Annotated in this window: 20 protein-coding genes; 15 read left to right on the top strand and 5 right to left on the bottom strand. The window is 60.3% G+C overall.

Translation table 11 applies throughout. The annotated features are described in order from the left end of the window. The first annotated feature begins 3 nt into the window (after positions 1–3). The 9 genes from PH603_RS04950 to PH603_RS04990 all read left to right on the top strand — a co-directional run bounded on the left by PH603_RS04950 (position 4) and on the right by PH603_RS04990 (position 10794). Positions 4–993 carry a glycosyltransferase family 2 protein gene (locus PH603_RS04950; RefSeq protein ID WP_289504868.1) on the top strand — a complete coding sequence of 330 codons (990 nt, stop codon included), beginning with the start codon at positions 4–6 and terminating at the stop codon, positions 991–993. 128 nt (positions 994–1121) lie between these two features. Next, positions 1122–2024, top strand: coding sequence for a sulfate adenylyltransferase subunit CysD (cysD, locus tag PH603_RS04955; protein ID WP_289504869.1), 903 nt, complete (start codon positions 1122–1124; stop codon positions 2022–2024). Beyond that, positions 2024–3943: a sulfate adenylyltransferase subunit CysN gene (gene cysN / locus PH603_RS04960; RefSeq protein WP_289504871.1), complete on the top strand. Its 1920-nt coding sequence runs from the start codon at positions 2024–2026 to the stop codon at positions 3941–3943. The genes cysD and cysN overlap by 1 nt, the downstream gene beginning before the upstream one ends. 16 nt (positions 3944–3959) lie before the next feature. Further along, positions 3960–5171: a capsule polysaccharide biogenesis protein gene (locus PH603_RS04965; protein ID WP_289504872.1), complete on the top strand. Its 1212-nt coding sequence runs from the start codon at positions 3960–3962 to the stop codon at positions 5169–5171. Between the two features lie 271 nt (positions 5172–5442). Next, positions 5443–6450, top strand: a complete 1008-nt coding sequence (locus tag PH603_RS04970; protein WP_289504873.1) for a KpsF/GutQ family sugar-phosphate isomerase — start codon at positions 5443–5445, stop codon at positions 6448–6450. A 46-nt stretch (positions 6451–6496) separates the two neighbouring features. Continuing rightward, a complete protein-coding gene (locus PH603_RS04975; protein WP_289504874.1) occupies positions 6497–7279 on the top strand; it encodes an ABC transporter permease in 783 nt (260 codons plus the stop codon). Continuing rightward, a complete protein-coding gene (locus PH603_RS04980; RefSeq protein WP_289504875.1) occupies positions 7276–7926 on the top strand; it encodes an ABC transporter ATP-binding protein in 651 nt (216 codons plus the stop codon). The genes PH603_RS04975 and PH603_RS04980 overlap by 4 nt, the downstream gene beginning before the upstream one ends. Before the next feature lie 50 nt (positions 7927–7976). Further along, the gene (locus tag PH603_RS04985) at positions 7977–9158 is read left to right on the top strand and encodes a KpsE/RkpR family capsule polysaccharide export protein (RefSeq protein WP_289504877.1); all 1182 of its coding nucleotides are present in this window, start codon (positions 7977–7979) and stop codon (positions 9156–9158) included. Beyond that, on the top strand, positions 9151–10794 hold the full coding sequence (locus PH603_RS04990; RefSeq protein WP_289504878.1) for a polysaccharide biosynthesis/export family protein: 1644 nt from the start codon (positions 9151–9153) through the stop codon (positions 10792–10794). The genes PH603_RS04985 and PH603_RS04990 overlap by 8 nt, the downstream gene beginning before the upstream one ends. Here PH603_RS04990 and PH603_RS04995 read toward each other — a convergent pair. Beyond that, complete coding sequence (locus PH603_RS04995) at positions 10755–11342, bottom strand: hypothetical protein (RefSeq protein WP_289504879.1); 588 nt, start codon at positions 11340–11342, stop codon at positions 10755–10757. The genes PH603_RS04990 and PH603_RS04995 overlap by 40 nt on opposite strands. Between PH603_RS04995 and PH603_RS05000 the strand changes: the two genes are divergently transcribed. Then, entirely contained in the window at positions 11343–12032 is a 690-nt protein-coding gene (locus tag PH603_RS05000; RefSeq protein WP_289504880.1) for a sulfotransferase family protein, read from the top strand. A 13-nt stretch (positions 12033–12045) separates the two neighbouring features. On the opposite strand, the gene PH603_RS05005 is transcribed toward PH603_RS05000, so the two are convergent. The 4 genes from PH603_RS05005 to galE are packed head-to-tail and all read right to left on the bottom strand — an operon-like array spanning position 12046 to position 16502. Beyond that, positions 12046–12645, bottom strand: a complete 600-nt coding sequence (locus tag PH603_RS05005; protein WP_289504881.1) for a hypothetical protein — start codon at positions 12643–12645, stop codon at positions 12046–12048. After that, the gene (locus PH603_RS05010) at positions 12642–14366 is read right to left on the bottom strand and encodes a hypothetical protein (RefSeq protein WP_289504882.1); all 1725 of its coding nucleotides are present in this window, start codon (positions 14364–14366) and stop codon (positions 12642–12644) included. Before PH603_RS05010 ends, PH603_RS05005 begins: the two co-directional genes overlap by 4 nt. Then, positions 14363–15493: a glycosyltransferase gene (locus PH603_RS05015; protein ID WP_289504883.1), complete on the bottom strand. Its 1131-nt coding sequence runs from the start codon at positions 15491–15493 to the stop codon at positions 14363–14365. Before PH603_RS05015 ends, PH603_RS05010 begins: the two co-directional genes overlap by 4 nt. A gap of 16 nt (positions 15494–15509) precedes the next feature. Beyond that, positions 15510–16502 carry a UDP-glucose 4-epimerase GalE gene (galE, locus tag PH603_RS05020; RefSeq protein ID WP_289504885.1) on the bottom strand — a complete coding sequence of 331 codons (993 nt, stop codon included), beginning with the start codon at positions 16500–16502 and terminating at the stop codon, positions 15510–15512. Positions 16503–16651: 149 nt separating this feature from the next. Between galE and PH603_RS05025 the strand changes: the two genes are divergently transcribed. From PH603_RS05025 to PH603_RS05045, 5 genes are all read left to right on the top strand, one after another. Continuing rightward, positions 16652–17887, top strand: coding sequence for a glycosyltransferase (locus PH603_RS05025; protein WP_289504886.1), 1236 nt, complete (start codon positions 16652–16654; stop codon positions 17885–17887). A gap of 243 nt (positions 17888–18130) precedes the next feature. Further along, positions 18131–19924: a calcium-binding protein gene (locus PH603_RS05030; protein ID WP_289504887.1), complete on the top strand. Its 1794-nt coding sequence runs from the start codon at positions 18131–18133 to the stop codon at positions 19922–19924. 234 nt (positions 19925–20158) lie between these two features. Beyond that, positions 20159–21871: a type I secretion system permease/ATPase gene (locus PH603_RS05035; protein WP_289504889.1), complete on the top strand. Its 1713-nt coding sequence runs from the start codon at positions 20159–20161 to the stop codon at positions 21869–21871. Position 21872: 1 nt separating this feature from the next. Beyond that, positions 21873–23246 (top strand): HlyD family type I secretion periplasmic adaptor subunit, encoded by a 1374-nt coding sequence (locus PH603_RS05040; RefSeq protein WP_289504891.1) that lies wholly within the window; start codon positions 21873–21875, stop codon positions 23244–23246. A gap of 25 nt (positions 23247–23271) precedes the next feature. Then, a complete protein-coding gene (locus PH603_RS05045; RefSeq protein ID WP_289504892.1) occupies positions 23272–24798 on the top strand; it encodes a DUF6212 domain-containing protein in 1527 nt (508 codons plus the stop codon). The last annotated feature ends 3 nt before the right edge of the window (positions 24799–24801 follow it).

Here is a 24801-nt window from a genome sequence, read left to right on the forward strand (position 1 = left end):
TCGGTGCCGGGCAACCTTTCCACCCGCTGGCGCAAACTGATGACGCATCCGGTCGGCTATTGCCTTGATAGCCGCTTCGCGCCCTTGCGTGCGCTCGGGGCCCGGATGCGCGATAGCGAACGGGCGCGGCTGCTGGCGGCGGGGGCCGCAAATGCTGATGTGTCGGTCACCGTGGTGATGACGGCCTACAATACCGGTCACCTGATCGAGAAAGCCGTGCGAAGCGTACTTGACCAGAGCCACGCGAACCTGCGGCTGATGGTGATCGATGACGCCTCATCCGACGAAACGCCCGATATCCTGTTGAAGCTGGCGGCTGGCGACCCGCGCCTCATTGTTGTACGGTCCAGCCGCAATCACGGTACTTACTGGTCGAAAAACTGGTGTCTCGCACAGGCTGACACCGATTTCGTGGCCTTCCACGACAGCGACGATGTGTCAGACCCCGACCGTATCCGCATCCAGCTTGGTTATATGCTCGGCAACCCGAAAGCCATGGCCTGCACCGTGCGCTGGCAGCGGGTGGACGAGGATGGCCGGCTATTCACCGTTGACGGGAAGACGGACCGCAATGCAGTGATTTCCACCATGATCCGCCGCCAGCCGGTGCTTGAGAAAGCCGGTTTCTTTGACTGTGTGCGGATCGCGGCGGACACCGAATTTCAGTACCGGCTGCGGAAGCTCTTTGGCTACGGTGCCGTCCATAACCTGTATCACGTTCTTTATACCGGCTTGCTGCGCGCGGGATCACTGACGACGGGCGTGGGCTCGGGCTTCACATGGGAAGCCGATGGCATGCGGCTGGACCGCACGCTTCATGGCAACCGCGCGCTTTACCATCAGACCCACACCGACTGGCATGCGTCGGCTGACATAGCCGCACTCCGCTTGCCCTTCCCACCCGCCGGGCGTCCGTTCCCGGTGCCGGCTGATATCGTGCGCGGGGCGGATGACCCTGATGCGTCCGCCGCAGCCATTGTCACGCCTGTGTGATGGAAGGCAGCAAAGGTTGGCGGCCCATAAAGATTTTTTCGCTTTCTTCACTTTGCTGCACTGCGCTACAACCCCCGAACATTTTGCGGCTTTCCGGGCCGCGTCCTCTCAGTAAGACCGGGTAGCACATGAAGACGCTGACACACCTGAAGCGGCTCGAGGCCGAAAGCATCCAGATCATGCGGGAAGTCGTGGCTGAGGCCGAAAACCCCGTCATGCTCTATTCCATCGGCAAGGATTCGAGCGTGATGCTCCATCTTGCGATGAAGGCTTTCTATCCTTCCAAGCCGCCGTTTCCGGTGATGCATGTGGATACCACCTGGAAGTTCCGGGAGATGATCGAGTTCCGTGACCGTTACACGGCCGAACTTGGCCTCGACCTGATCGTTCATATCAATCAGGAAGGTGTGGAACAGGGTATTGGTCCCTTCACGCATGGCTCGGCGGTTCATACCGACATCATGAAGACGGCTTCGCTGAAACAGGCGCTCGATAAATACGGCTTCGACGCCGCCTTCGGTGGCGCGCGCCGTGACGAGGAAAAGAGCCGCGCCAAAGAGCGCATCTTCTCCTTCCGTTCGGCCCAGCACCGCTGGGACCCCAAGAACCAGCGCCCCGAGCTGTGGTCGATTTATAATGCCCGCAAGTCGAAGGGGGAAAGCATCCGCGTCTTCCCGCTGTCAAACTGGACCGAGCTGGATATCTGGCAATATATCCATCTGGAGCAGATCCCGATCGTGCCGCTGTATCTGGCGAAGGAACGCCCCGTCGTTGAACGCGACGGCACGCTGATCATGGTGGATGATGAGCGTATGCCGCTGAAGCCAGGTGAGGTGCCCGAGATGCGCACGGTGCGTTTCCGTACGCTCGGCTGCTATCCGCTGACGGGTGCCGTTGAAAGCCACGCGGCGACGCTGCCGGAAATCATTCAGGAAATGCTGCTGACGACCACATCGGAGCGTCAGGGCCGTATGATCGACCATGACGCCGCCGCGAGCATGGAGAAGAAGAAGCAGGAGGGCTATTTCTGATGTCGCACCAGTCCGACCTGATCGCCACCGATATCCATGCCTACCTGAAGGCGCAGGAAGAGAAATCCCTGCTGCGCTTCATCACCTGCGGGTCTGTGGATGATGGCAAATCCACCCTCATCGGGCGGCTTCTCTATGATTCCAAGATGATCTTCGAGGATCAGCTGGCAGCCCTTGAAAACGACAGCAAAAAGATGGGCACACAGGGGCAAGAGATCGACTTCGCCCTTCTGGTCGATGGCCTCGCCGCCGAGCGCGAGCAGGGCATCACCATCGATGTGGCTTATCGCTTCTTCTCGACCGACAAGCGCAAATTCATCGTGGCCGATACGCCCGGCCACGAACAATATACCCGCAACATGGCGACGGGCGCCTCGACCGCCGACCTCGCCATCCTGCTGATCGATGCGCGCCGGGGTGTGCTCACCCAAACCCGCCGCCACAGCTTCATCGCGTCGCTTCTGGGCATCAAGCATGTGGTGCTGGCCATCAACAAGATGGACCTGATGAATTATTCCGAGATCGTGTTCCGCGATATCGAGGCGGAGTATCGCACCTTCGCGGCGGAGCTCGGCGATCTCAATATCACGGCGATCCCGATGTCGGCGCTGAAGGGTGACAATATCCTCACCCCGAGCCCCGAGATGCCCTGGTACAACGGCCCGACGCTAATGCATCATCTGGAAACCGTTCAGGTGGAAGACGCGCGCCAATCCGGCCCGTTCCGCCTGCCGGTGCAATGGGTGAACCGTCCGAACCTCGATTTCCGGGGTTTCTCGGGCACCATCGCGGGCGGCACCGTGAAGCCGGGTGACCGGGTGAAAATCCTGCCGTCGGCCGTGGAAACCACCGTGAAATCTATCGTCGTCCATGGCGGCGATCTGGACGAAGCTGTCGCTGGCGAAGCTGTCACCCTGACGCTTGCCGATGAAGTGGATGCCAGCCGCGGTGACGTGATCGTCGGCAAGGACCATCCGGCCGAAGTAACCGACCAGATCGAAGCCAAGATCATCTGGATGTCGGACGAGCCGATGCTGCCGGGCCGTCCCTACCTGATCAAGACCGCGAACCGCACACTGCCGGGCCAGATCAGCGACCTGAAATACAAGGTCAATGTGAACACGCTTGAGCATACGGCTGCGAAGAAGCTGGAGCTGAACGAGATCGGCGTCTGTAACGTCAGCCTTTCCGACCGGATCGCTTTCGACCCCTACGCACAGAACCGCGACATGGGCGCCTTCATCATCATCGACCGCCTAACCAACAACACCGTTGGTGTTGGCATGATCGACTTTGCGCTCCGCCGTGCGTCGAACATCCATTGGCAGGCACTGGATGTGAACAAGGATGCCCGCGCCGAGATGAAGCACCAGCGCCCGGCGGTGCTGTGGTTCACCGGGCTGTCGGGGTCAGGTAAGTCGACGATTGCCAACATCGTCGAGAAACGCCTGTTTGCCCGTGGCCGCCATACCTACATTCTGGACGGTGACAATATCCGCCACGGCCTCAACAAGGACCTTGGCTTCACCGATGCCGACCGCGTGGAAAACATCCGCCGGATCGGCGAGGTGGCGCGGCTGATGGTGGATGCGGGCCTTGTGGTCCTCACCTCTTTCATCTCGCCCTTCCGGGCGGAACGCCGCATGGTGCGCGAGCTGGTGGCGGGCGGTGAATTTGTCGAAGTGTTTGTCGACACGCCGATCGAGATTTGCGCCGAGCGTGACCCCAAAGGCCTTTACAAAAAAGCGAAGGCCGGCGAGATCAAGAACTTCACAGGCTTCGACAGCCCCTATGAAGCGCCGGAAGTCCCGGAAGTTCATGTGAAGACAGCCGAGAAGTCGGCCGAGGCTTGCGCCGACCAGATTATTGCGTACCTTGAGGCAAACGGCTATCTGAGCGCCAACGGCAAATCGACCTGAAAGGCCTGACCGCCCCATGACCACACCGGCCCCTCGACGCATTCTCCTGCTGCAGGGGCCACTGGGGCCGTTCACCGCCTACCTGATTGCCGAACTGCGCAAATCCGGGGCCGAGGTTTTTCGCCTCAACCTCAATGGCGGCGACGCGCTTTATGGCGGCTTTTTCGGCGGCTACGAGGTCGCCGCGCCTTATCGGGGAAGGGCCGAGGACTGGCCCGATTTCCTGACCCGTTTCCTTGCCGATAACAGGATCGGCACGGTGGTTGCTTACGGCGATTGCCGTTTCTACCACCGGGTGGCGCGCGAGATTTGTGCGGCTCAGGACTTGCGCTTCTTCGGACTGGAGGAAGGCTATATCCGGCCGGGCTATGTGACGCTTGAAGAGGGCGGTAACAATGGCAATTCGCGCTTTCCGGAACGCTTCGCGGCGGGCGAGACGAGTGCTGCCGACATGCCGGCGCCGGATGCCGGCCCTTCCACCTTCTGGTCGCAAGCCGGGTACGCTTACAGGTACTATGGCGGCAAGTTCTTTCGCGGCGACCTGTTCCCCCATTATGTCCACCACCGCCCGGGTGCCTGGCCCTATGAAGTCTATTGCTGGGGGATGGCCGCACTGAGGAAACAAATTTACCGGCGGTCAGATGCACGGCTCGAAGCGCGCCTGCACAGCGACCTGTCGGGACGTTTCTTTCTGGTGCCGCTGCAGGTCGCCATTGATGCGCAGGTCCTCTATCACAGCGACTTCGCATCGGTTGGGGCTTTCGTCGAGACGGTTGTCGCGAGTTTCGCCCAGCATGCGGGCCGCGATGATCACCTTGTGCTGAAGCACCACCCGATGGACCGCGGCTTTTCGCACTATGGCCGCCTGATCCGGCGTCTGATCCGTGCCCATGGGCTTGAGGGCCGCGTGCATTATTGCTTCGATCTTGATCTGGACCGGCTGTGGCCGCATGTGAAGGGCTGCGTCACCATCAACAGCACGGTCGGTTTCTCGGCACTGAAAGCAGGTGTGCCGACGGTAGCGCTCGGGCGGTCGATGATGGCAGTGCCGGGAATGGCGCAGACGGGGGGACTGGACACCTTCTGGACGTCACAACTAAAGGTGGAATCAGGTGCAGTGCAGGCGTTTGTTTCGCACCTGATCGCAGAAACGCAGGTGCCGGGCAGCTTCTACCGTAGAGACAATGTGACAGCAGCACGCGTTGCTGCAAAATTGCTCGCGGATTAGCGCTTGCTGCACTGCAAAAAAATTGTCATCTTAAGCATATTGCCTCAGTGAATATCTCATTCAGGCGAGGTTCATGAAGGCGAGAATAGAAAGTCGACAGGCAATTGCTGCAAATATTTGCCTTCTGTTGTTAAACAGAATCGCTTGTGGTAGCGTGCCAATCGCTCGGCCCACGCCCGAAAGGCAAGGGCTCAACAGGGTAGATAAAAGACCTGAAAAACAAAAGGTTGATGGGACGATCTGCCAAATAATAAAGGCTTAGGGATCTTTTATGAAGACCTCCGCGGATCATAATGTTTTAGAACTTCCGAACAGCATCAAAGCCGATTTCGGGATGACCATCGAGAATATCGGCGCGTCATTTCTCAAGCAAGGACAGGCCCTTGAAAGGCTCGCACAGGCATATGACGAGGATGCCTACCGCGATGCCGTAAGGCTGATGCTGAATACCTCAGGCCACCTGATCGTTGTCGGCATGGGCAAGTCTGGCCATGTGGCGCGCAAGATATCCGCGACGCTGGCTTCCACGGGCACGCCGTCCTTCTTCCTGCACCCGGCAGAGGCGAGCCACGGTGACCTCGGGATGGTGACCAAGGGCGACACGCTCCTGATCATTTCCTATTCCGGCGAGACGAACGAGATCGTCCAGCTGCTGCCGTCGCTCAAGTCGTTCGGCAACAAGATCATCGCCATCACCGGCGTGCGCAATTCGACGCTTGCCCGCGCCGCAGACGTGGTGCTCGAGATTCCGGTCACTGAAGAAATTTGCCCGAACAATCTCGTGCCGACGACCTCGATCGTGGTCACTGTTGCTATCGGGGATGCACTGACGATTGCCCTGATGGCCCTGCGCAACTTTCATGCGAAAGATTTTGCCCGTTACCATCCCGGCGGGTCGCTTGGTCGCCGCCTTCTGAAGAAGGTGGGTGATGTGATGCTGGCAAATTCGGTGCCTGTCGTCACCCCGCAGATGGTGCTGATCGAGCTTGCCGCCGAAATGGCCGGTGGCCCGGCTGGCGTCGCCGTGGTGGTCGATGAGGACCACCGCCCGGTGGGGATTGTCACCAAAGGCCAGCTGGCCGTTGCGCTGCGGGTGACGCGGCGTGTGCGCGAGGTTTCCGCCTTCCAGTGCATGAGCAAGGAATTCTCCACGATCCAGCAGGACCAGCTCGTTGATGATGCTGAAACCATGATGCGTGCCGACGAGGTGAAGTTCCTTGTGGTGATCGATGCTGAAGGTCGTTATGTTGGCCTTTACAAGCACGAAGAAGAGCCGTGATAGCCGCGTGAAGGCCTCCGGCTGATCCGGAAGCGACTGTCGGCCCATGAGAAAGCGTTCCGCCCTTTCAATCCAGAAGGACGTCATCTTCGCCATATTCGTGCGCGAAATTGTTTCGCGCTTCAGCGGATATGCGTTCGGGGCCGTCTGGCTTGTGCTTGAGCCGCTGATGATGATGATCATCTTCATCATGATCTTTGGTGCACGCGGGCGCGGCGAATTCGGCTATGCGGAACCCCCTGTCTTCATCATGGCGACCTTCCTGCCTTTCCGGATGCTGTGGCAATCCACCATGAGGAAAAATCTGAGCGCGCTTGGCGAGGCGCGGGGCCTGATGGGCTTCCGCCAGGTCCGGCTATTCGATGTTTTCATGGCGCGGGCACTTGCCGAAGCCGGGCTTTTCTGTGCTGTTGGCCTTCTTCTCATCACCGGTTTCTGGTGGGTCGGTTTCGACCCTTGGCCCGATGATATCCTCGAGGTCCTTGCCGTATCTTTTGTCCTTTGGCTGTTTGCTGCCAGTTTCGGCATGATTGCCTGCATGGCCAGCAGTGTGGCCAAGGAAGTTGAGAAGGTGATCGGCATTATCACGATGCCGCTGCTTTTCATTTCAGGTGTCTTCTTCCCGATGACCGCCGTGCCGGATTCGTACCTGAAGCTGCTTTCATGGAACCCGCTGGCGCATGCAGTGGAGATGATCCGCGAAGGCTGGTTCGCAAACTATGTGAGCCCGATGGCAGATCCGGGCTATCTGATCGATTGGACGGTCATCTGCATGGCCCTCGCGATGGCGACATACAGGCTTAACTGGCGACGGGTTATCGCCTCATGATCCAGCTTGAGAATGTCTCCAAATATTTCCCGACACGCTACGGCCCGAAATATATTTTCCGCAACCTCAACCTGCGTATTCCCGATGATCGGGATGTTGCCATTCTCGGGCAGAATGGTGCCGGCAAGTCAACGCTGTTGCGCCTGATCGGCGGGATCGATTTTCCCTCTTCGGGGCGCATCGTCAGCGACCGGTTTGTCAGCTGGCCGTTGGCGCTCGGTACCGGCTTCCATCGTTCCATGACCGGCCGCGAGAATGTGCGTTTCGTGTGCCGCATCCATGGCATCCGCGATACGACCGATATCGAGGAATTCGTGAAGGATTTCGCGGAGATCGGTGAGAATTTCGAGCTGCCGGTTGGCGGCTATTCGTCGGGGATGCGGTCGAAATTCGGTTTTGCCGTGTCCATGGGTTTTGATTTCGATACTTATCTGATGGATGAAATTCTGGCAGTGGGTGACGCAGCCTTCCGGCGCAAATGCCGCGAGGCTTTGATGGCAAAGCGGGAAAGCTCGAACATCATCCTTGTGTCACACGCCGAGGAGAGTATTCGCGAACACTGCAATGCGGCAATTTTGCTTGCATATGGCAGGGTGGAATTTTACGAGAGTGTGGAGCGGGCGCTCTACCGTTACCAGCGTCTGTAGGGATGCAGCCTCCGGTTCGGAGGCGTAACCGGACGCCCGATGGGGAATTCATGATGTCATCGCTCGAGAAACTGAAGGGTGCGGTCGCACAGCGGCTGGATCGGCGCGGCGAAACGGCGCTGCGCCGTTCCGTTGTGCCCGATATCCGCCGCCGCATGATCGGCCTTGGCAGTTATCGCTGGGTTCTTGTGCTTTTTGCCATTGCTGCCTTTTACTATGTGGCGATGGCAAGCAATCGCTATGTCGCCGTGGCCGGGGTCTATGTGAAGGCTTCTCAGTCCGAAGGCGGCGACGTTAGCCAGATCGGCCTTCTGAGCGGTCTTGGTAGCAACCATCAGGATTCGACCCTCCTGCAGGACTTTATCCATTCGCAGGACATGCTCAGGAAACTGGATGAGAAAGTGGGCCTGCGCGCGCACTATAGCTCACGCGACTGGGACTTCATCTCGCGGCTTGATGATGATGCGACGGTCGAGGACTTCCTTCAGTATTATCAGGATCATGTCACTGTACAGCTGAGCGGCGACAGCGGTGTTCTCACCGTCGAGGTGCAGGGCTTTGACCGTGATGCAGCGCTCCTCATTCTTCAGACAATCATCGCCGAGGCAGAAACATTCATCAACGATGTCGGCCATCAGGTTGCGCGAGCTGAAATTGACTTTGTGGAAGGCGAGATGAAGCGCGCGCAAGAGAGGCTCAATGCCGCGCGCGAGCGCATGCTCGACTTCCAGTCAACCAACAAGATCATCAGCCCTGTGGTTTCGGGGCAGGCGCTGCAGGGCGTGGTGAATGAACTGAGTGCGCAACTTGTCCAGCTGAAGGCGGAAGAACGCGCCTACGCCGACTACCTGAATGATGACGCGACCCAACTGATCAGCACGCGTAACAGAATTGCCGCAATCGAGGCCCAGATCGAAGCCGAGAAAGCAAAACTGACGAGCGGTGCCGAAGGGGCGCTGAACGAACTGACGGCCGATTACCAGGAAATGGAAATCGATCTGCAACTGGCTACCAATATCTATCAGGCGACCCTCGTGGGCTATGAAAAGGCCCGTGTGGAAGCTTACCGGAAGCTCAAACACCTGGTGGTGGTGCAGGCGCCGGCCCGGCCCGACGAGGCCCTCTATCCGCGCATTCTTTACAATCTGACGACCTTGTTCGTCCTATTGAGCCTGGCTTACGGGATTATCATGATGACGATTGCCACGATCCGGGAGCACCGGGATGTTTAAACGCCTTCTTGTCTTCTTCGCATTCCTCTCGGTTTTCGGTCTTTCCAGTACAATCGCGACAGCGCAAACAGCGCCGACCACGCCCGAGGCGGCGCAGGTGGCCGAGCAGTCGCTTGAAACGATCTCCGATCCGAATGAAACGGTCTTCGGGGACTGGATTTTCAAGGGCATGTTTGCGCAGCAGTCCTTCATCGGGTTCAATCCGAACTATCTGATCGCTGTTGGCGACAAGATCCAGGTTCGGCTCTGGGGCGGTTATGAGTTCGCCGGCGGGCTGATTGTTGACGCACAGGGGAACGTGTTCCTGCCAGGCGTCGGTCCGGTGAAGATCGCAGGTGTGCGCAACGAAAACCTGAACGAGGTCATCACAGGGGCGATCAAGAAAGTCTACCGCAAGAATGTGAATGTCTATGCGAGCCTTGAAGGTGCCGAACCGGTGAAAGTCTTTGTCACCGGTTTTGTCCGCCAGCCGGGCCTCTATGCAGGTCACGCGTCGGACAGCGTTCTCTACTTCCTCGACAAAGCCGGCGGCATCGACCCCACACGGGGATCCTTCCTGAAGGTTGATATTCTTCGGGGGGGCAGCGTTGTTCGCACGGTCAACCTTTATGACTTCATCCTGTCAGGCGCCATGCCGGCCATGCAGATTCACGACGGCGATACCGTGGTGGTGAATGCCGTGCAGGGGCAGGCCGGGGTTTTCGGCGAGGTTCAGAACCCGGCACTTTTCGAATTCAATGGCGGATCCATTCCTGTCGAGAAGCTGCTCGCCTACGCACGTCCTTTCCCGCAGGCAACCCACATCCGTATCAGCCGCAACAATCTGCAGCGGGCTGAAGTGGAATATTTTGCGCTGGCCGAAGTAGCCGGCCGCACCATCAACCCGGGCGATGTGCTTGATATCGTTTCGGACAAGAATCCGGGTACGATCAGCGTCCGGGTGGAAGGCGAACATCTTTCTTCGAAGGAGTTTATCCTCCCGTATGGGGCGACCCTTGGCGATGTGCTCAAGCAGGTCCATTACGGCTCCGACGCGGAAATGGATGCCATCCAGCTGATGCGCAAGAGCGTTCAAAAGCGTCAGAAAGAGATGCTGGAAGCGCAGCTGGTGGCGCTTCAGAGCAGCGTTCTCACGGCTCGCTCCAATACCGTAGAAGAAGCGGCATTACGCGCACAAGAAGCCAATCTGATCCTCCAGTGGGTGGAGCGGGCCCGCAACATTGAACCCAAGGGCCAGGTGGCGATTGCAGGGTCTTCGGTGCGGGACCAGATCCTTCTGGAGTCCGGCGATATCATCCGTATCCCGCGCAAGAGCGAGCTAATCCTCGTGCACGGCGACGTTCTGTTCCCGACGGCGATCGCGTGGCGCGACAATTTCACGGCGGCCGACTATATCGAACAGGCTGGCGGCTTCACGCAGAAGGAAAGTGCCTCGAACGTGCTTCTCCTGCACCGTGACGGCACATTCGTGAAGCTGGACCGGGGCACCCTGAACAGCAAGCGGCTGGGCCTGAAGCCGGGCGATGAAATTTTCGTCCTGCCGCGCGTTGCGACGAAGAATGTCCAGATTGCCAAGGATATTATCGAAGTCCTGTATCAGCTTGCGCTGTCGGCCGGCGTTGTCTTCGGCATCTGATGAAAGCGGGGAAACGAGCACAGCCGGCGGTGGTTGGCGATCAGTTCGATGCGCTGATGGCGAGCCTTCAGGCATGGGGTGTGCCGAGCCTTTTCCGGCGGCTGGAATCGATCGACCTTCTTGTCATCGATCAGCAGCTGCAAAGCGCCCTTGAGGCATTTGTCGGTGCGAAACTGACCTGCCGGGTTGTGCGGCCTGAAGAGCTGGTCGAGAAAAAGGCGCTGGGACGCATGCGGCGTGCCTACGTCTTTTCGCTGGTTGACGAGTGGGCCATTGTAAGGAAATTGCGGGGGTGGTTCCCCGGGAAGATTGTGCTTTCTGTCCAGTATGATCTGGGGCCTGCTGGCGCTTTGCGGCCGGTTCGTCAGCGGCCGCTTCCCGAAAGCAATGTCGATATGGAGGCACCGCCGCTTGTCATTCTGTCCAGCCCTGGCAGTGATGCGGAATATCTGATCAACCTCTTGCAGGTTGGCGGGCTTGGAGATTTCCCGGAATATCTGGGTGGCCCGCTTGTCAATCTGCTTCCCATGTTGAAAGGGCGGTTTCATTTGCCGCGCTTCCTGATGGGGTCGGTGATGCGCCAGCCCGAGCAGGGCCCGTTCCAGATGTTGGTGCAAACAGACGTTCTCGATGCGCTTTATGATATTGGAGCCCTGTCGACGGAACGCATGCTGAAATGGTTGAATTCGACCAAGGCGCGGGTCATCTATTTTGTGCGTCGGGACAAACTGATGCAGGCGGGCCTTGTGGGTGCGCTCGCCGATAGTCACTTCCGCTCGGTGTGGAAGATGCCGCCGGCGCAGAGACTTAAGTTCGACGGCGAATCTGTGGACTTCGCAGCGACGAACCGGCTGCTGAACCGGATCATGGAGCATGAAGCGGAACTTGAGGAGCGCCTTGAGCCTTTCGATAACGTGAAGATGCTGACGCTTGAAGACCTGATTGCCAGGCCGACGGACGTGTTGAAAGACATTGGCATGTTCCTTGGACGGCCTGTTAGCATTGCCGACGATCTGCCGTCTTATGCGAGCGTTTATAATTCGATGCCCAACATGCTGCGAAGCATCGTCGGTTTTCGCTATGAACTGATTGACCGCCTTGGCCTGCATATCAACGAAGCGGGTTCGGTACTTGGGCTGGCAGATGAATTGTTCAAATTCGGCAAAACAATGCCAGCCGAGCCACGACGGCTCGGACGAAAGCCGGACACTGTGAAAAGGTGGCGGAAGACCCGTTAGGGTCGCGCGTAATTCAGGCTGCGATGACCTCAACCCGGCTGACAGCAAGGCTGCGACCGGCTTCGGTATCATCACCCTTCAGGCCGGATCGGTCCGTTTGAATAGTCAGAAGGTGGCACGCGGCACCGGGAGGCATTCGGGTCGGGGCAATTGCACCGTCATAGGTCCACCCTTTCAGCCCCTTCCGGCGAAAGGCTCCCTTCACGGGATTGCCATCAAGCCATACACTGGCTTCCTTCAGGCACCGCCCGCGCACCAGACCGGTACCGGTGATGCGCAACCGGGCGCCAGCAGAGAGATCCAGTCGCAGCATGAGGCTCGCCATGCGGTCCATCCAGCGGTGCCGGTTACCCCGTCCGTCGGACTCCAGCACCGACCAGCCGGCTCCGAAAAAAGTGTCGGCCTCGGCCAGAATATCGGCAACGCCGGGCAGGGCTGCTTCATTCGTGACCGTAAACGGTGCAACGGCCTGCGCGCGATCATGATGCCGGGCAAGAATGCCGAGTGTAGCGTCGACATAGGCCAGGGCCGCCTTCGGGAATCGCGGCTTCAGCGTTGGTGTGCTGAGGGCGGAGTAGGGCATTTTCATGCTATTGTCTTTGTCTTCGGTCATCGTGTCATCCATAGCCCGGTATTGGCCAGCCATCGGGTCATCTGTGCCTGTGGCGAGACCTGACCTTCGGCTGAATGTATCAGCCGCAGTCTGAACTCAGCCAGGCCGCATGTGTCTACTGCCACGGTGTCTTGTGTGCCTGGCGGAAGATCAAATGTACGGTCCATGCTGGCGATCCGTACGCTGGTCTCGCCCCTGTTCTCAAAGTAAACGGGCCGGTCGCCACCGGCAAGCAGCAGACACCGGATGGCAAGGCCCCGGTGATCGAGCATCCAGAGCGTGCCGCCTTCCGCGCAAGCGCGCCACGAGGCATCACCGGTTGCCACACTGGGCTGCAGTAACAGCACTGCGCCGCCTTGCCACGGCGCAGCGGCACAGGAAACGGTATCAATCGCGCGAAGCCCGTTTCTCTGATGCTGCAGGTCGGCGTCCGTTCCTATGACCGGTGCCTCGAAGCCGAGCCGTGCGAGCAACCCGGGGACGGGAAGCCCCGTCGTTTCCCCCAGCCGTTTCGCAAGCGCCGCCGCAGCGAAACGGGGCGAGGTGATGGCATCCGCGTCTGGCCAGATATTGGCCATCACGGCCGGGCCGGGGGCGGCACCGATCAGCATTGTGCGACCTTTGGGCGGTACTTGGGAAAGCGTGACGGCACCGGTTGCCTTCACCGCGACCGGCGCTTCGGCTTGCGTTGAAGCTGGCGTTTTGAGGGCAGATAGAAGTCGGGTCACATCGTCCGTATTTGTCAGGCCGCTCAGCCACGCATGCAGGGTGGTGGCGCGTGCCTCGGCAAGTGAGGCATCGCTGGCGAGCGCGCCGATGGCCGCAACGAGCTGGTGGTGGGCATCCGCATGATCAATTCTGACCCCCACATCCGATGGCATATGGGGTGAAGCATGCACCAAGGGGACGCCAGCCTCCGCTGCCGTGCGGACAAAGGGCGACCATGCAGGGGCCGGATCGGCGTGCAGATGGACAGCAATAGTTGCGCCTGCCAGCCCGGGTGCATGTGGCGCAGATGTGAGGCGTACAGCCCATCCGAGACGGCGAATGGCATCGACGGCGGCTTGAAGGGCTGATGATGTTTCGGTGCAGGCGATCACGATCTCACGGACGGCGTTTGGCGCGCGCCTTTTTTGCGGCGCCAGCGGTGGCGCCTTCAGCACTGTTGTGGAAACGCCCTCTGCTGCCAGCAGGCTGGCGATATGGGGGCTGGCAGTGAACACGCCATCTGCAAGGTCAGCGGCAGGCTTCAGCGCCGGCATGGCCGCTGCGAGGCCATCGGTGAAGCGGCGCCGATTGACGAGCGCTTCGGCGAGCACATCGCCTTCCTCGTCATAGGTCGCCACCAGCAAGTTGGCGAAGCCGTGGGGCCACTCACCCCGGCGTTTGAAATCATCGACAAAGGCTTCGAAAAGCGTGTCGGTGAAAATCATTAGCGCGCCGGGCCGGGCGCGCAGCGCCTGAAAGAGAATGCCCCCGGCTGTGTCCCGGTCGGCCAGATGCAGGCGGGACAGGCGGCTGAGCGTTTCGTCAGCCAGATAGTGCCGCCAGTGCATATAGGTTGGCCCGCCTTCAGGGCTGTCGGGCAGGAGATCCAGATCGTCCCCCACGCACCAGACATCGGCATGACGGGCAAGGGTTTCGCCAAGGGCTATGTTGCGTGAGGCGGCCTCACTGCCCGAGCTGTCGAAGCTGCCGATGAGGACAAGGGCGCTGGTCATGCGGCTTTCCCCCGTGCGTCGCCGAACAGGCGGATCAGGGTTTCCCACTGGCGGCCTTCGTAAGTCTCAAACAGCTGCCGCCCGGCGAGGCCGAGTTCGATGATGTCATCCAGTTTATCCACCAGGCGAGCGAGGGCAGCGCCGTAGGCTTGCATATCGGCCAGCCGGTGGCCGGGATGGACGGGGCCAAGGCCGGTCATGGCATCTTCGGTGGCGAGGAGCGGTTTGCCGAAGGCGAGCGCCTCGACCGATTTGATCTTCAGCCCCGTGCCGCCGATATTGGGGTTAAGGATCAGGTCCATCTCCCGATAAAAGTCGGCGGGGTCGGCGATGAAGCCGAGCCGCCGGAAGCCGCTGGCTTCCCCCGGTGCTGTTTGCCCGATGGCGCCGGCGAGACAGAAGTCGTGGGCGGCGGTGAGTGCCGGGTGGACGGCCAAAACGCGGTTCAACTCAGCGAGCGTATGCTGGTTCACGAAATTGTCGCTCGCCATGAAGCCGATCTTCAGCCGTTTCGGGTTGGCGGGGGCCTCAAGCGGCAGGAAGCGGGGGCTTTCGATATGGCCGAGGATTTCAACGCGCGCCTTGGTGCGACGGGCAAGCTCGGCTGCCTCCACATCCTGGATGGCGAGCACCGTACCGGCGCGGTTAAGGCCTTTGCCTTCAAGCGCCGGGCTCGTTGAATACCAGCTCGCCTCCATGCCGCCGTCGCGCAGGCGTTTGTGGCGGCCACCGAACAGGTCGTGGGTGTCGATGAAGGTTGGGATGCCGGCGGGCACACCGGTTAGCCATTTCGAAAACCATACATAATTGGCTAGGCAGGCGCCGATCTGCCAGCGGTCCATGATGCGGGCGGTGACGGCGCACAGCTCGTCCACATACCATTCATCAAGCCCGTGGTGGCGCCAGCGCGGCGGGCGGCGCTTGCCCTTGGCTTCGATGATATGGACATGGTCCCACGCCTCGCGCATCGCATTTTCCTGTGCCGCCGTGAGGCCCTCGAGGGTCGCATGCACGAAATGGATCGTGTGGCCCAGTTCCTTCAGGGCCCTCAGCAGGCGGAACACCCGGGCGCGGTTGCCGTGGTTCTGCGGGTGCGAGGGAATGGGCGAGGTGACAAGGATATGCAAGGATGTCTGCCCCGTCTCAGGCTGCTTTCGCCTGCGCCTGCAGGAAGCGCCAGGCGTGGGCGATCATATCGTCAAGCGCGGGCCAGTCGGGTGTCCAGCCAAGCAGGGTGTGGGCGAGGGCAGGGTCGGCAACCAGCACCGGCGGGTCACCGGCGCGGCGGGCTTCCTCGATCACCGGGACCGGATGGCCGGTCACGCGGCGGGCGGCTTCGATCACCTGCCGCACCGAAAAGCCGCTGCCGCTGCCAAGGTTGAAGGCCTCGACCGCCGGGCGTTCGCCACCCGCTTCCAGTCGCTGCAGGGCGCGCACATGGGCGGTGGCAAGGTCGGCCACATGCACATAGTCGCGCACACAGGTGCCGTCAGGGGTGGCATAGTCGGTGCCGAACACACGAATGGCATCGCGCTTGCCAGATGCGACTTCCAAGACCAGCGGGATCAGGTGGGTCTCGGGCTCATGCCTTTCGCCCGCGCGACCCTCCGGGTCGGCGCCTGCTGCATTGAAATAACGCAGGGCAATCGCCTTCAGCCCGTGGGCGGTGGCGGCATCGCGGATCATGCATTCGACCGCCCATTTGGTCTGGCCGTAAGGGTTGACCGGCGCCTTTGGCAGGTCTTCCCTGAGCGGCGCGTTACCGGCCTGCCCGTACACGGCAGCGGTGGAGGAAAAGACAAGCCTGCCCACGCCGTGATCCTTCATGGCGGATAGGAGCGCGAGGCTGCCGCTGACGTTGTTGTCGTAAAAGGCAAGCGGCTCGCGGACGCTGATGCCCGCCTCGATCGATGCCGCGAAATGGATGACGGCGGCGATATCATGGTCGCCAAACACCCGGTCCAGCAGGGCGCGGTCGCGGATATCGCCCTTGATGAGGCGCGCGTCGCCCACCGCGTCGGCATGGCCGTTTGAAAGGTCGTCAATCACGACAGGCGCGTAGCCCGCAGCCTTCAGGGCAAGAAGCGTGTGGGAGCCGATGAAACCTGCGCCGCCGGTCACAAGGATGGTTGTCATGGGGTCTCCTGCCGTTCAGGCCCGATGCCTGCTTGCTGCATGGCCTATCAGGCAGCCGGGATGAACGCAAGGCGTTGCGTGTCGCCGGAATGTAGGCTACGAGCCAGCAGAAGATCGGCTCATGGCAGAGAAGGAAGGGCTCCATACAGATGCGCATCCTGTTCATTCATAACAATTTCCCCGGCCAGTATCGGCGGATTGAACGATATTTTCAGGATGACAAGTCGGTTGACATGCGCACGGTGACGCTGAAGGCCAACAAGCAGGATATCAAGCTGCGCCAGTCGCGGTTCGAGCCGCACCGGGCCGCCACCAAGGGCATCCACCCGGCGGTCCTTACGACCGAGCAGGCGGTCCTGATGGGGCAGGCCGCCTATTCCGCCATGTTGAACCACCGCAAGGAAGGCTGGCAGCCGGACATCATCCTGTCGCACGCCGGTTGGGGCAGCGGCATGTTTGCCAAGGACGCCTTCCCGGATGCCAAACAGCTCAGCTATTTCGAATGGTTCTACCACGCCCATGGGTCAGACTTTGAATATATGCGCGGCAACGAAGGCATCGACGCCAATGACGAGCTGCGCCTGCGCATGAAAAACACGCCGCTCCTGACCGAGCTTGCGTCCATGGACTGGGGCCAGTGCCCCACGGCTTTCCAGCTTTCACAACTGCCGACTGTCTTCCACTCTCGAATCACGCAACTGCATGACGGGGTGGATACCGACTATTTCGCGCCGGACGCCAAGGCCGTGCTGCAGGTGGGCAAACTGCGCCTCACCGCCGACGACGAGGTGATCACCTATGTTGCGCGCGGGATGGAAGAATATCGCGGCTTCCCGCAGTTCATGGAAATGGTGTCGATGCTGCAGAAGCGCCGGCCCAACCTGCAGGTCGTGCTGCTGGGTGACGACCGGGTGGCATACGGCGCCAAGCGGAAGGACGGCAAGACGTTCAAGCAATGGGCGCTCGAGACTTTCGAGCTTGATCTTTCCCGCATCCATTTCCTCGGGCTGCAGCCCCTGGGCATCTTCCGCACGCTGATGCAGATATCGAAAGCGCATGTCTATCTGACCGCGCCCTTCGTGCTTTCCTGGTCGATGCTGGAAGCCATGAGCACCGGCGCGCTGATCGTCGGCTCTGAAACCGCCCCGGTGCAGGAGGTTATCACGCACGGTCAGAACGGGCTTCTTGTGCCCTTCCGCGATCCTGCAGCGCAGGCTGCAGCAATTGAGGAAGTTCTGAACCGGCAAAAGGACTTCGCGCCGCTTCGCGAAGCGGCTCGCCAGACCATCCTTGAACGCTATGACACCCGCCAACTACTGCCGAAATATGCGCAATTGATTCAATCTGTTGCAAATGGGTCACAGTTTCAGGGGGCAGCGCAATAAAATGTGCGTGTCGTGATCAACGCATATTGAAAATTGCCGTCAACGATGGTCATCTTCGTGTCGATTCAGGCGGCATATGCCGGGCACCATTCATGACAAATGGTTCTCGACTAGGAATTATGCAGTTGACATCAACGGCTCCCTCTCGCTAGAGGTGGCTGTAGGGGGCATGAAAGCGAACCGCTTTGTGTAAGCATTCGGCCTCGGTTTGAAAAAACGAGATGCTTTTTCAGGAGGAAAGCTATGGCAACTTGGAACGGTACGTTGGGCGATGACGTCTTCAACGGTACGGACGCAGATGACATCGCGCGTGGCGGTGCTGGCAACGATAACATTGCTGGCGGCCCGGGCGACGACAGCCTTCTCGGCGGCGACGGTAACGACACCGTAACCGGCGACGCGGGCAAAGACACCATTCTTGGTGGCGCTGGTGCAGACACCCTGCACGGCGGCGACGGCAACGACGAAATCACCGGCGGCGCTGGTGCTGACTCGATCGACGCCGGTGCTGGCGACGACACCATCTTCGGTAGCATTGCTAACGATGCTGACGACACCATTCTCGGTGGCGACGGCGACGACACCTATGTTCTGTCGGACACCCTCGGTGCTGGCGACCTCGTAGTTATCGGCGGCCAGGTCGTCGTTGACGCTGACGCTTCCGGCACGCTGACGGCTGGCGACATCCTGCTGGATGGCGTTGAGTTCGTGCAGGCTTCTGGTGCGACCATCGAAATCGCTGATACCGATCTGGACTTCACCTACGACATCAACATCGACATCACCGATGGCGTTGACGACACCGACTTCTCGGTTGGCGAAGTCTTCCATTGGAACGGCACCACCATCTCGGCTCCGGGCGCATTCGCTGTTGCCGCGATCAACGGTGAAGCTGTTGCTGACGGCGACGAAATCACCCTCGCCAGCGGTATCGTGCTGACCTTCGACGCCGCAAACGGCGAAGTTGATGTCGACATGCCGGATTCGGCTCGTAACGAGCTCGAAGACACCGAAGAAACCTTCACGGTTACCTTCTCGGACGGCGGCACCCCGGCTACCACCTACACCGCGACCATCACCATCACCAACACGGCTGATGCTGATAACTTCGTTGCTGGTGAAGGCGACACCGACCTGTTCGGCACCGACGCTGACGACACCCTTACCGCTGTTGCATACGACGACGACGTTCTCATGAACGGTCGTGGTGGCGACGACGTTATCCTTGCTGGCGCAGGCGATGACACGATCAACGCTGGCGACGGCGATGACTCGGTTGAAGCTGGCAACGGCGACAACGTGGTCTGGGCTGGCAAAGGCGACACCGGCGACGACACCATCAATGCAGGCACCGGCGATGACACCATCGGCGGCGGCGCTGGCAATGATGAGATCGATGCTGGCAACGGCGCGAACCTTGTTTACGGCGCTGCAGGTGATGACGACATCACCACCGGCACCGGCGCTGACGTTGTTTGGGGCGGTGCTGATAACGACACCATCAGTTCTGGCGCAGGCAACGACGAAATCGGTGCTGGCACCGGTGATGACTCGGTTGACGCAGGTGCAGGTGACGACGTTGTATACGGCGGCGCTGGTGCAGATAGCGGCGACGACACCATCTTCGGTGGTGCTGGCGACGACACCCTCTGGGGTGGTGCAGGCGACGACACCCTCCGTGGTGGCGACGACGAAGACTATCTCGGTGCTGGTTCGGGCGACGACAGCGTCAACGGCGGTGCAGGCGATGACACCATCCTCGGCACGGCTGGCGACGACACCCTGGTTGGCGGCGCAGATGACGACCTGTTCATCTTCCAAGCTGGCATGGGCGCTGACGTGATCCTCGACTTCGATGATGCCGGCAACGACGTGATCGACGTTTCGGCCTTCGGGATTGCCAACCTGTCGGAAATCCTCGAAATCGCGACGGAATCCGGCGGCGACGTTATCCTCAACTTCGGTGGCGGCGACATCCTCGTGCTCGATGCAACGACGCTTGGTTCGCTCACCACGGCAGACTTCGTCTTCGCCTAAGCGAAACACGATACGACTTTCGAAAGGGGACCCACGGGTCCCCTTTCTGCTTTTGGGGACTATTTGAAGTTCCCTGACACCGGTCTTGATCATCGACAGCGGCAAAACCCTGTGATAGGTACCGGTGTGATCCGCCCCGCCAGATGCGCGGGCCGGGCGTTTGGCCATTATGTTGGGCAAGGCTTGTGAAAGCGCTTTGGTGCGCCGCCTCCAACGGCAAGGACTGGACCATTCATGAGTTTGCAAGAAGACTTCCAGGCAGCACAGGTTGACCTCAAAAAGGGCCTGAAGCTGGCTGCCGGCTATTCGTTTGTGGGGAGCCTTTGCCTGCTCGCCATGCCGCTGTTCCTGTTTCAGGTCTATAGCCGGGTCATCGCGTCGCACAGTATGGAGACGCTGATTGCGCTCGCCTTCATTGTGATCGTCGTGCTCATCGGCTACGCCATTTTCGATGCGGCGCGGCAATATTATCTGGCGCGGGCCGCTGTGAAATTCGAAGGCCAGCTTGCAGGCCTCGTTCTCGCGGGCGAAATGGCTCGCCAGATGGATACCAACCGCCAGACGATCAATGATCTCTCGACGGTGCGTTCAACGATCGCTTCTTCCGGTTTCGGGTCGCTTTTTGACCTGCCGATGATGCCGATCCTTCTGATCCTCATCTTCTTCATCCACCCGGTGCTGGGCGTGGTTGTCCTGTTGGGCGGGGCGGCACTCATTGCGGTCTCCGCCTTCGGACTTATACGGACTACGCCGTTGAACAAGCAGCTGACGGAAGAGATGCAGGCAGCCAGCCGCGCCCTTGATGACCAGCTGAATTCGCAGGAACTCGTCCGTGCCCAGGGCCTCTACCGCGAAAGTGTGCGGCGCTGGGGCGGGCGTTATGGCAAGATCCTGAACAGCTATCTTGATACTGTCGTCACCAACCAGGTCTTCGCGTCGGCCACCAAGGCCGGCCGTCAGATCCTGCAGATCCTGATCATCGGGTCCGGTGCCGCGCTCGTTCTCAGCAATGAAGCGTCAGCCGGCATCATTTTCGCCACCTCGATCATCGGCGGCAAAGCGCTCGCGCCCGTAGAAGCCCTGATTGCCCAGTGGCGTCAGCTTAAAGGCGGTCACGAATCGTGGAAGCGCCTGCAGGCGCGTCTTGAAGAACTGAGTCTGCCTGAAAACCGCACGCCGCTGCCGCGCCCCAAGGGTCGCATCACCCTCGACCGTGTGATCTACAGCCCGCGCCCTGGCATGCCGCCGATCATTAAAAGCGCCTCGGTGCAGATCGCCGGTGGCGATACCGTCGCCATGATCGGTCCGTCTGGTGCCGGCAAATCGACGCTGGCCCGCCTGATCGTCGGCTATCTGGAACCTACCCTCGGGCGCATTGCGCTCGATGGACAGGAACTTGGCGTCTGGGATCCTGTGGCGCGCGGCCTGCACGTTGGCTATATGCCGCAGCAGGTCAATTTCTTCGAGGCGACAATCCGCGAGAATATCGCGCGCCTGCGCCTTGATGATGATCCGACCCTCGCGGTTTCCACGGCGCAAAGCCTGGGTATTCATGACATGATCATGCAGTTTCCGATGGGGTATGACACGTCGATTGCGCGGGGTGTCTTCTGGCCGTCGGGCGGTCAGGCGCAGCTTATTGCGCTGGCCCGCGCCTTTTATGGCAACCCTTCGGTTCTGGTACTTGATGAGCCGAACGCAGCGCTCGACCAGATGGGCGAACGCATCCTCCATCATGCGATCAAGAGCGCCAAGCGGCGCGGCATGACCGTGATCGTGGTGACCCAGCGTCCGTCGCTTGTCCAGCATGTGGACAAGGTGATCATGATGCAGGGCGGCGAGATCAAGGATTTTGGCCCGAAAGACGAAGTGCTGGCACGCAACGGCGTGAAACAGGCACAGCGCATTTCGGTCAGTGCCGCCAACGAGGCGGAAGGACAAGCCTGAGATGACGACAAGCAACAATACAGTCGCGAAAATGGTGCCGATGCCGGCGACAATCGAGGATCAGTTCGATCGCAACGGCCTCACCGATTGGGCGGCGAACGTGCAGGATACCCATGGCGGTCTGGTGACGGTCGCCAAGATCACATTCCTGGCGCTCGTGGTGATTGGCGGCATCTGGGGTTCCACGGTCAAGATCGGCGGGGCTGTCATCTCCGGGGGGCGCGTTATCGCCGTGGACCGCAACCGCGTTGTCCAGCACCTTGAAGGCGGCATCCTGAAAAGCCTTGATGTCCGCGAGGGCGATATCGTCAAGGCAGGGCAGGTTGTGGCCCAGCTGGATGACACCCGCTCGGCGCCTGATCTTGCGAACTATCTGGTCCAGCGGGTCATTCTGGAAGCACAGCTGGCGCGCCGCCGCGCCGAGGTGAACCTGACCGATACGATTGACTTCGCGAAGATCGAAGGGACAACGATCGCCTTGCAGCCGCGCGTTCAGGAAGCGATCGCCAGCCAGCAGGGCGAGTTCAAAGCACAGCGCGATTCCATGCTGGCGGACCTTGATATCATCGACACAAGAATCCAGTCGCTGCGCAAGGATATTGTCTCGACGGACGAACTGATCGGCGCGCTGAACAGCCAGAACGTTCTTTACAACAAGGAACTGAATGACTTCCGCGAGCTGCTGGACAAGGGCCTGATCCGCCGGACGCAGGTTTACGCCACCGAGCGCAAGGTGACGGAAATGAACGCGAATATCGCGATCAAGAAGCTGGAACGCAACCAGATCCTCAAGGATATCGATGGTCTGGAGAGCCAGAAACGGCAGGTCCAGCTGCAATATGTTGAAGAGGCGAGCCGCCAGATCAGCGAGCTGCAGCGCAACCTCAACACGCTGGACGAAGCAATCACCCGCCTGCAGGATTCGGTCGAACGCGCCCGGATCAAGTCGCCGGTTGATGGTACCGTCTTCAAGATCACGGCCCGCACGCTCGGTGCCGTTATCCAGCCCGGCCAGCCGATCATGGAAATCTTCCCGAATAACGACAAGCTGACGATCGAGGCCTATGTCAATGTGCGGGATATCGAGCAGATTCATAACCGGCAGAAGGTGAATGTCGTCTTCCCGTCGAACCGGCTGAACCCCAGCCAGACGATCCCGGGCGAGGTAACCTATCTTTCGGCGGATGCGGTGATTACCGAGGCCAATCCTTCCGGCAACTATATCGCCCACGTTCAGGTGGACCCCGGCCAGACCGATCAGGATATCCTGCCCGGCAACCTTGCCGAGGTCTATTTCGTGACCGAGCCGAAGACCTTCTTTGCCTATATGTTTGAACCGATCACCCGGTTTGCCTTCAGGACATTCAAGGGTTGATGGTCGCTTGGGGGGCGACGGGGGTATGACAGAGCTGAAGCTCACGGCGGCTGCCGCAGCGGTACTGTATGGCCATCAGCAGACCATCCTGTTTGATGACGGGATGGTTGCCCGCTATGGCCGCCTAGTGCGCATGGCGGGGATGGCTGTCGTGCTTGGCACGTCTGACGGTCGCTTCTACCTGGCGAACGAGAAGCCGGCGGATGCCACGATGGCCTTTTACGGCGTTCCCGCCAACCTGCGGCTGGTGGTTGCCGGACGCGGCTTCCGGCGTGTTCTTGGCAGGATCGAAGATGCATATGAAGAAGCCGGTGCGCACTTGCGCCCGGTCTTCCATTCGCTGCGCCTCTGGCCCCTCGCATGGGTTGGCCTGTATCGTGCCCTGGTCAAGGCGCAGGCCGCCGCGGTACGGGATACCGGGGAGCGGACAGCAGACCTGACCCGACAGATCGTTTTCCTGCGCGAGCAATCCGAAGACCGCGCGCTGCAGGTGGAACTGGCGCGGCGCATGCTGGCGGGCGCCGGCATCGATAGCCATTTCCCGGTTTTTGAAGCTGCCGCCGACGGCGAAAGCATTGGCCCCGGCCATGACGTTGATTGCCTTTCCTTCAGCCAGATATTGCCGGTGGGCATCGGGGCAGCGGGCCGCATCGTGCTGCCGGTCTTTGCGCCAGAAGAAAAGCCTTCTGCGGGGCAACTTGTCGTGCGGGTCCTGCGCGCGGCGGATGACGCGTGCCTCGCCAGCCATGAGGTTGAATTTGCGGCGGTGGACACGGATTCCATCACGCTTGACCTGCCGACAGCGGGGCCGGTCGTTTACGGGGACCTGATCCTGAACGTTGAGTGGCAGCCTGCGGGCAAGACGGCGGGTAAAGCTGTGCCCCATTTCCGCCTCGCGACCGCGCACGCCAACCGCTTCGGCGCAGACGGGCGCACGCTTGGCCTCGGCATTTTCCGGCGGCTCGACGGCGATAGTGAAATGCCTCCTGCCTCGCCGGCGGTGATGCCGGTTCGCCGCATCACACCGGTGCGCTTCGCCGAGGTTATGGACAGCGTCGTCATCCCCGGTGGCCGGGAAGCCATGGTGGCAGCGCATGCGAAATCCGGCATCATGGCTGTGCGCTTTCATGAAGATGCCGGCTTCCTGCAACTCCACCCGGCGCCCGATCGGCCGTCCTGCGTTGCTTTTACCGCCGTTTGTCCGTCCGCATGGATGCAGATCACAGCGCGCATCGCAAATGCCAGCACAGCAGCACCCGCCTACCGTTTCGTGCTTGCCCATGTGCCGCACGGTGCAGGCGGAGATACGGTGCTGATGGGCCGGATCGCGGCAGCTGCGTCGGAAGGCGGTGTTGTGCCTGACGTTATCTGGGCAGCGGAAGTGCTGAAAGGCGGCGACCATGGACGGCTAATTCTTAGCCAACCTGCGGGCCGCGGTGCAGTTGGCGATATCGTCTGCATGGCCCTGCCGACAGATGGCGGCGTTGCCTATGGCTGGTGTCGCTGGCATAGCCTCGATATCGAATCTCTCCCCGCTACACAGCTGGCCTGAGCG

The organism is Gimibacter soli (genome assembly GCF_028463845.1).
Taxonomy (GTDB): domain Bacteria; phylum Pseudomonadota; class Alphaproteobacteria; order Sphingomonadales; family Kordiimonadaceae; genus Gimibacter; species Gimibacter soli.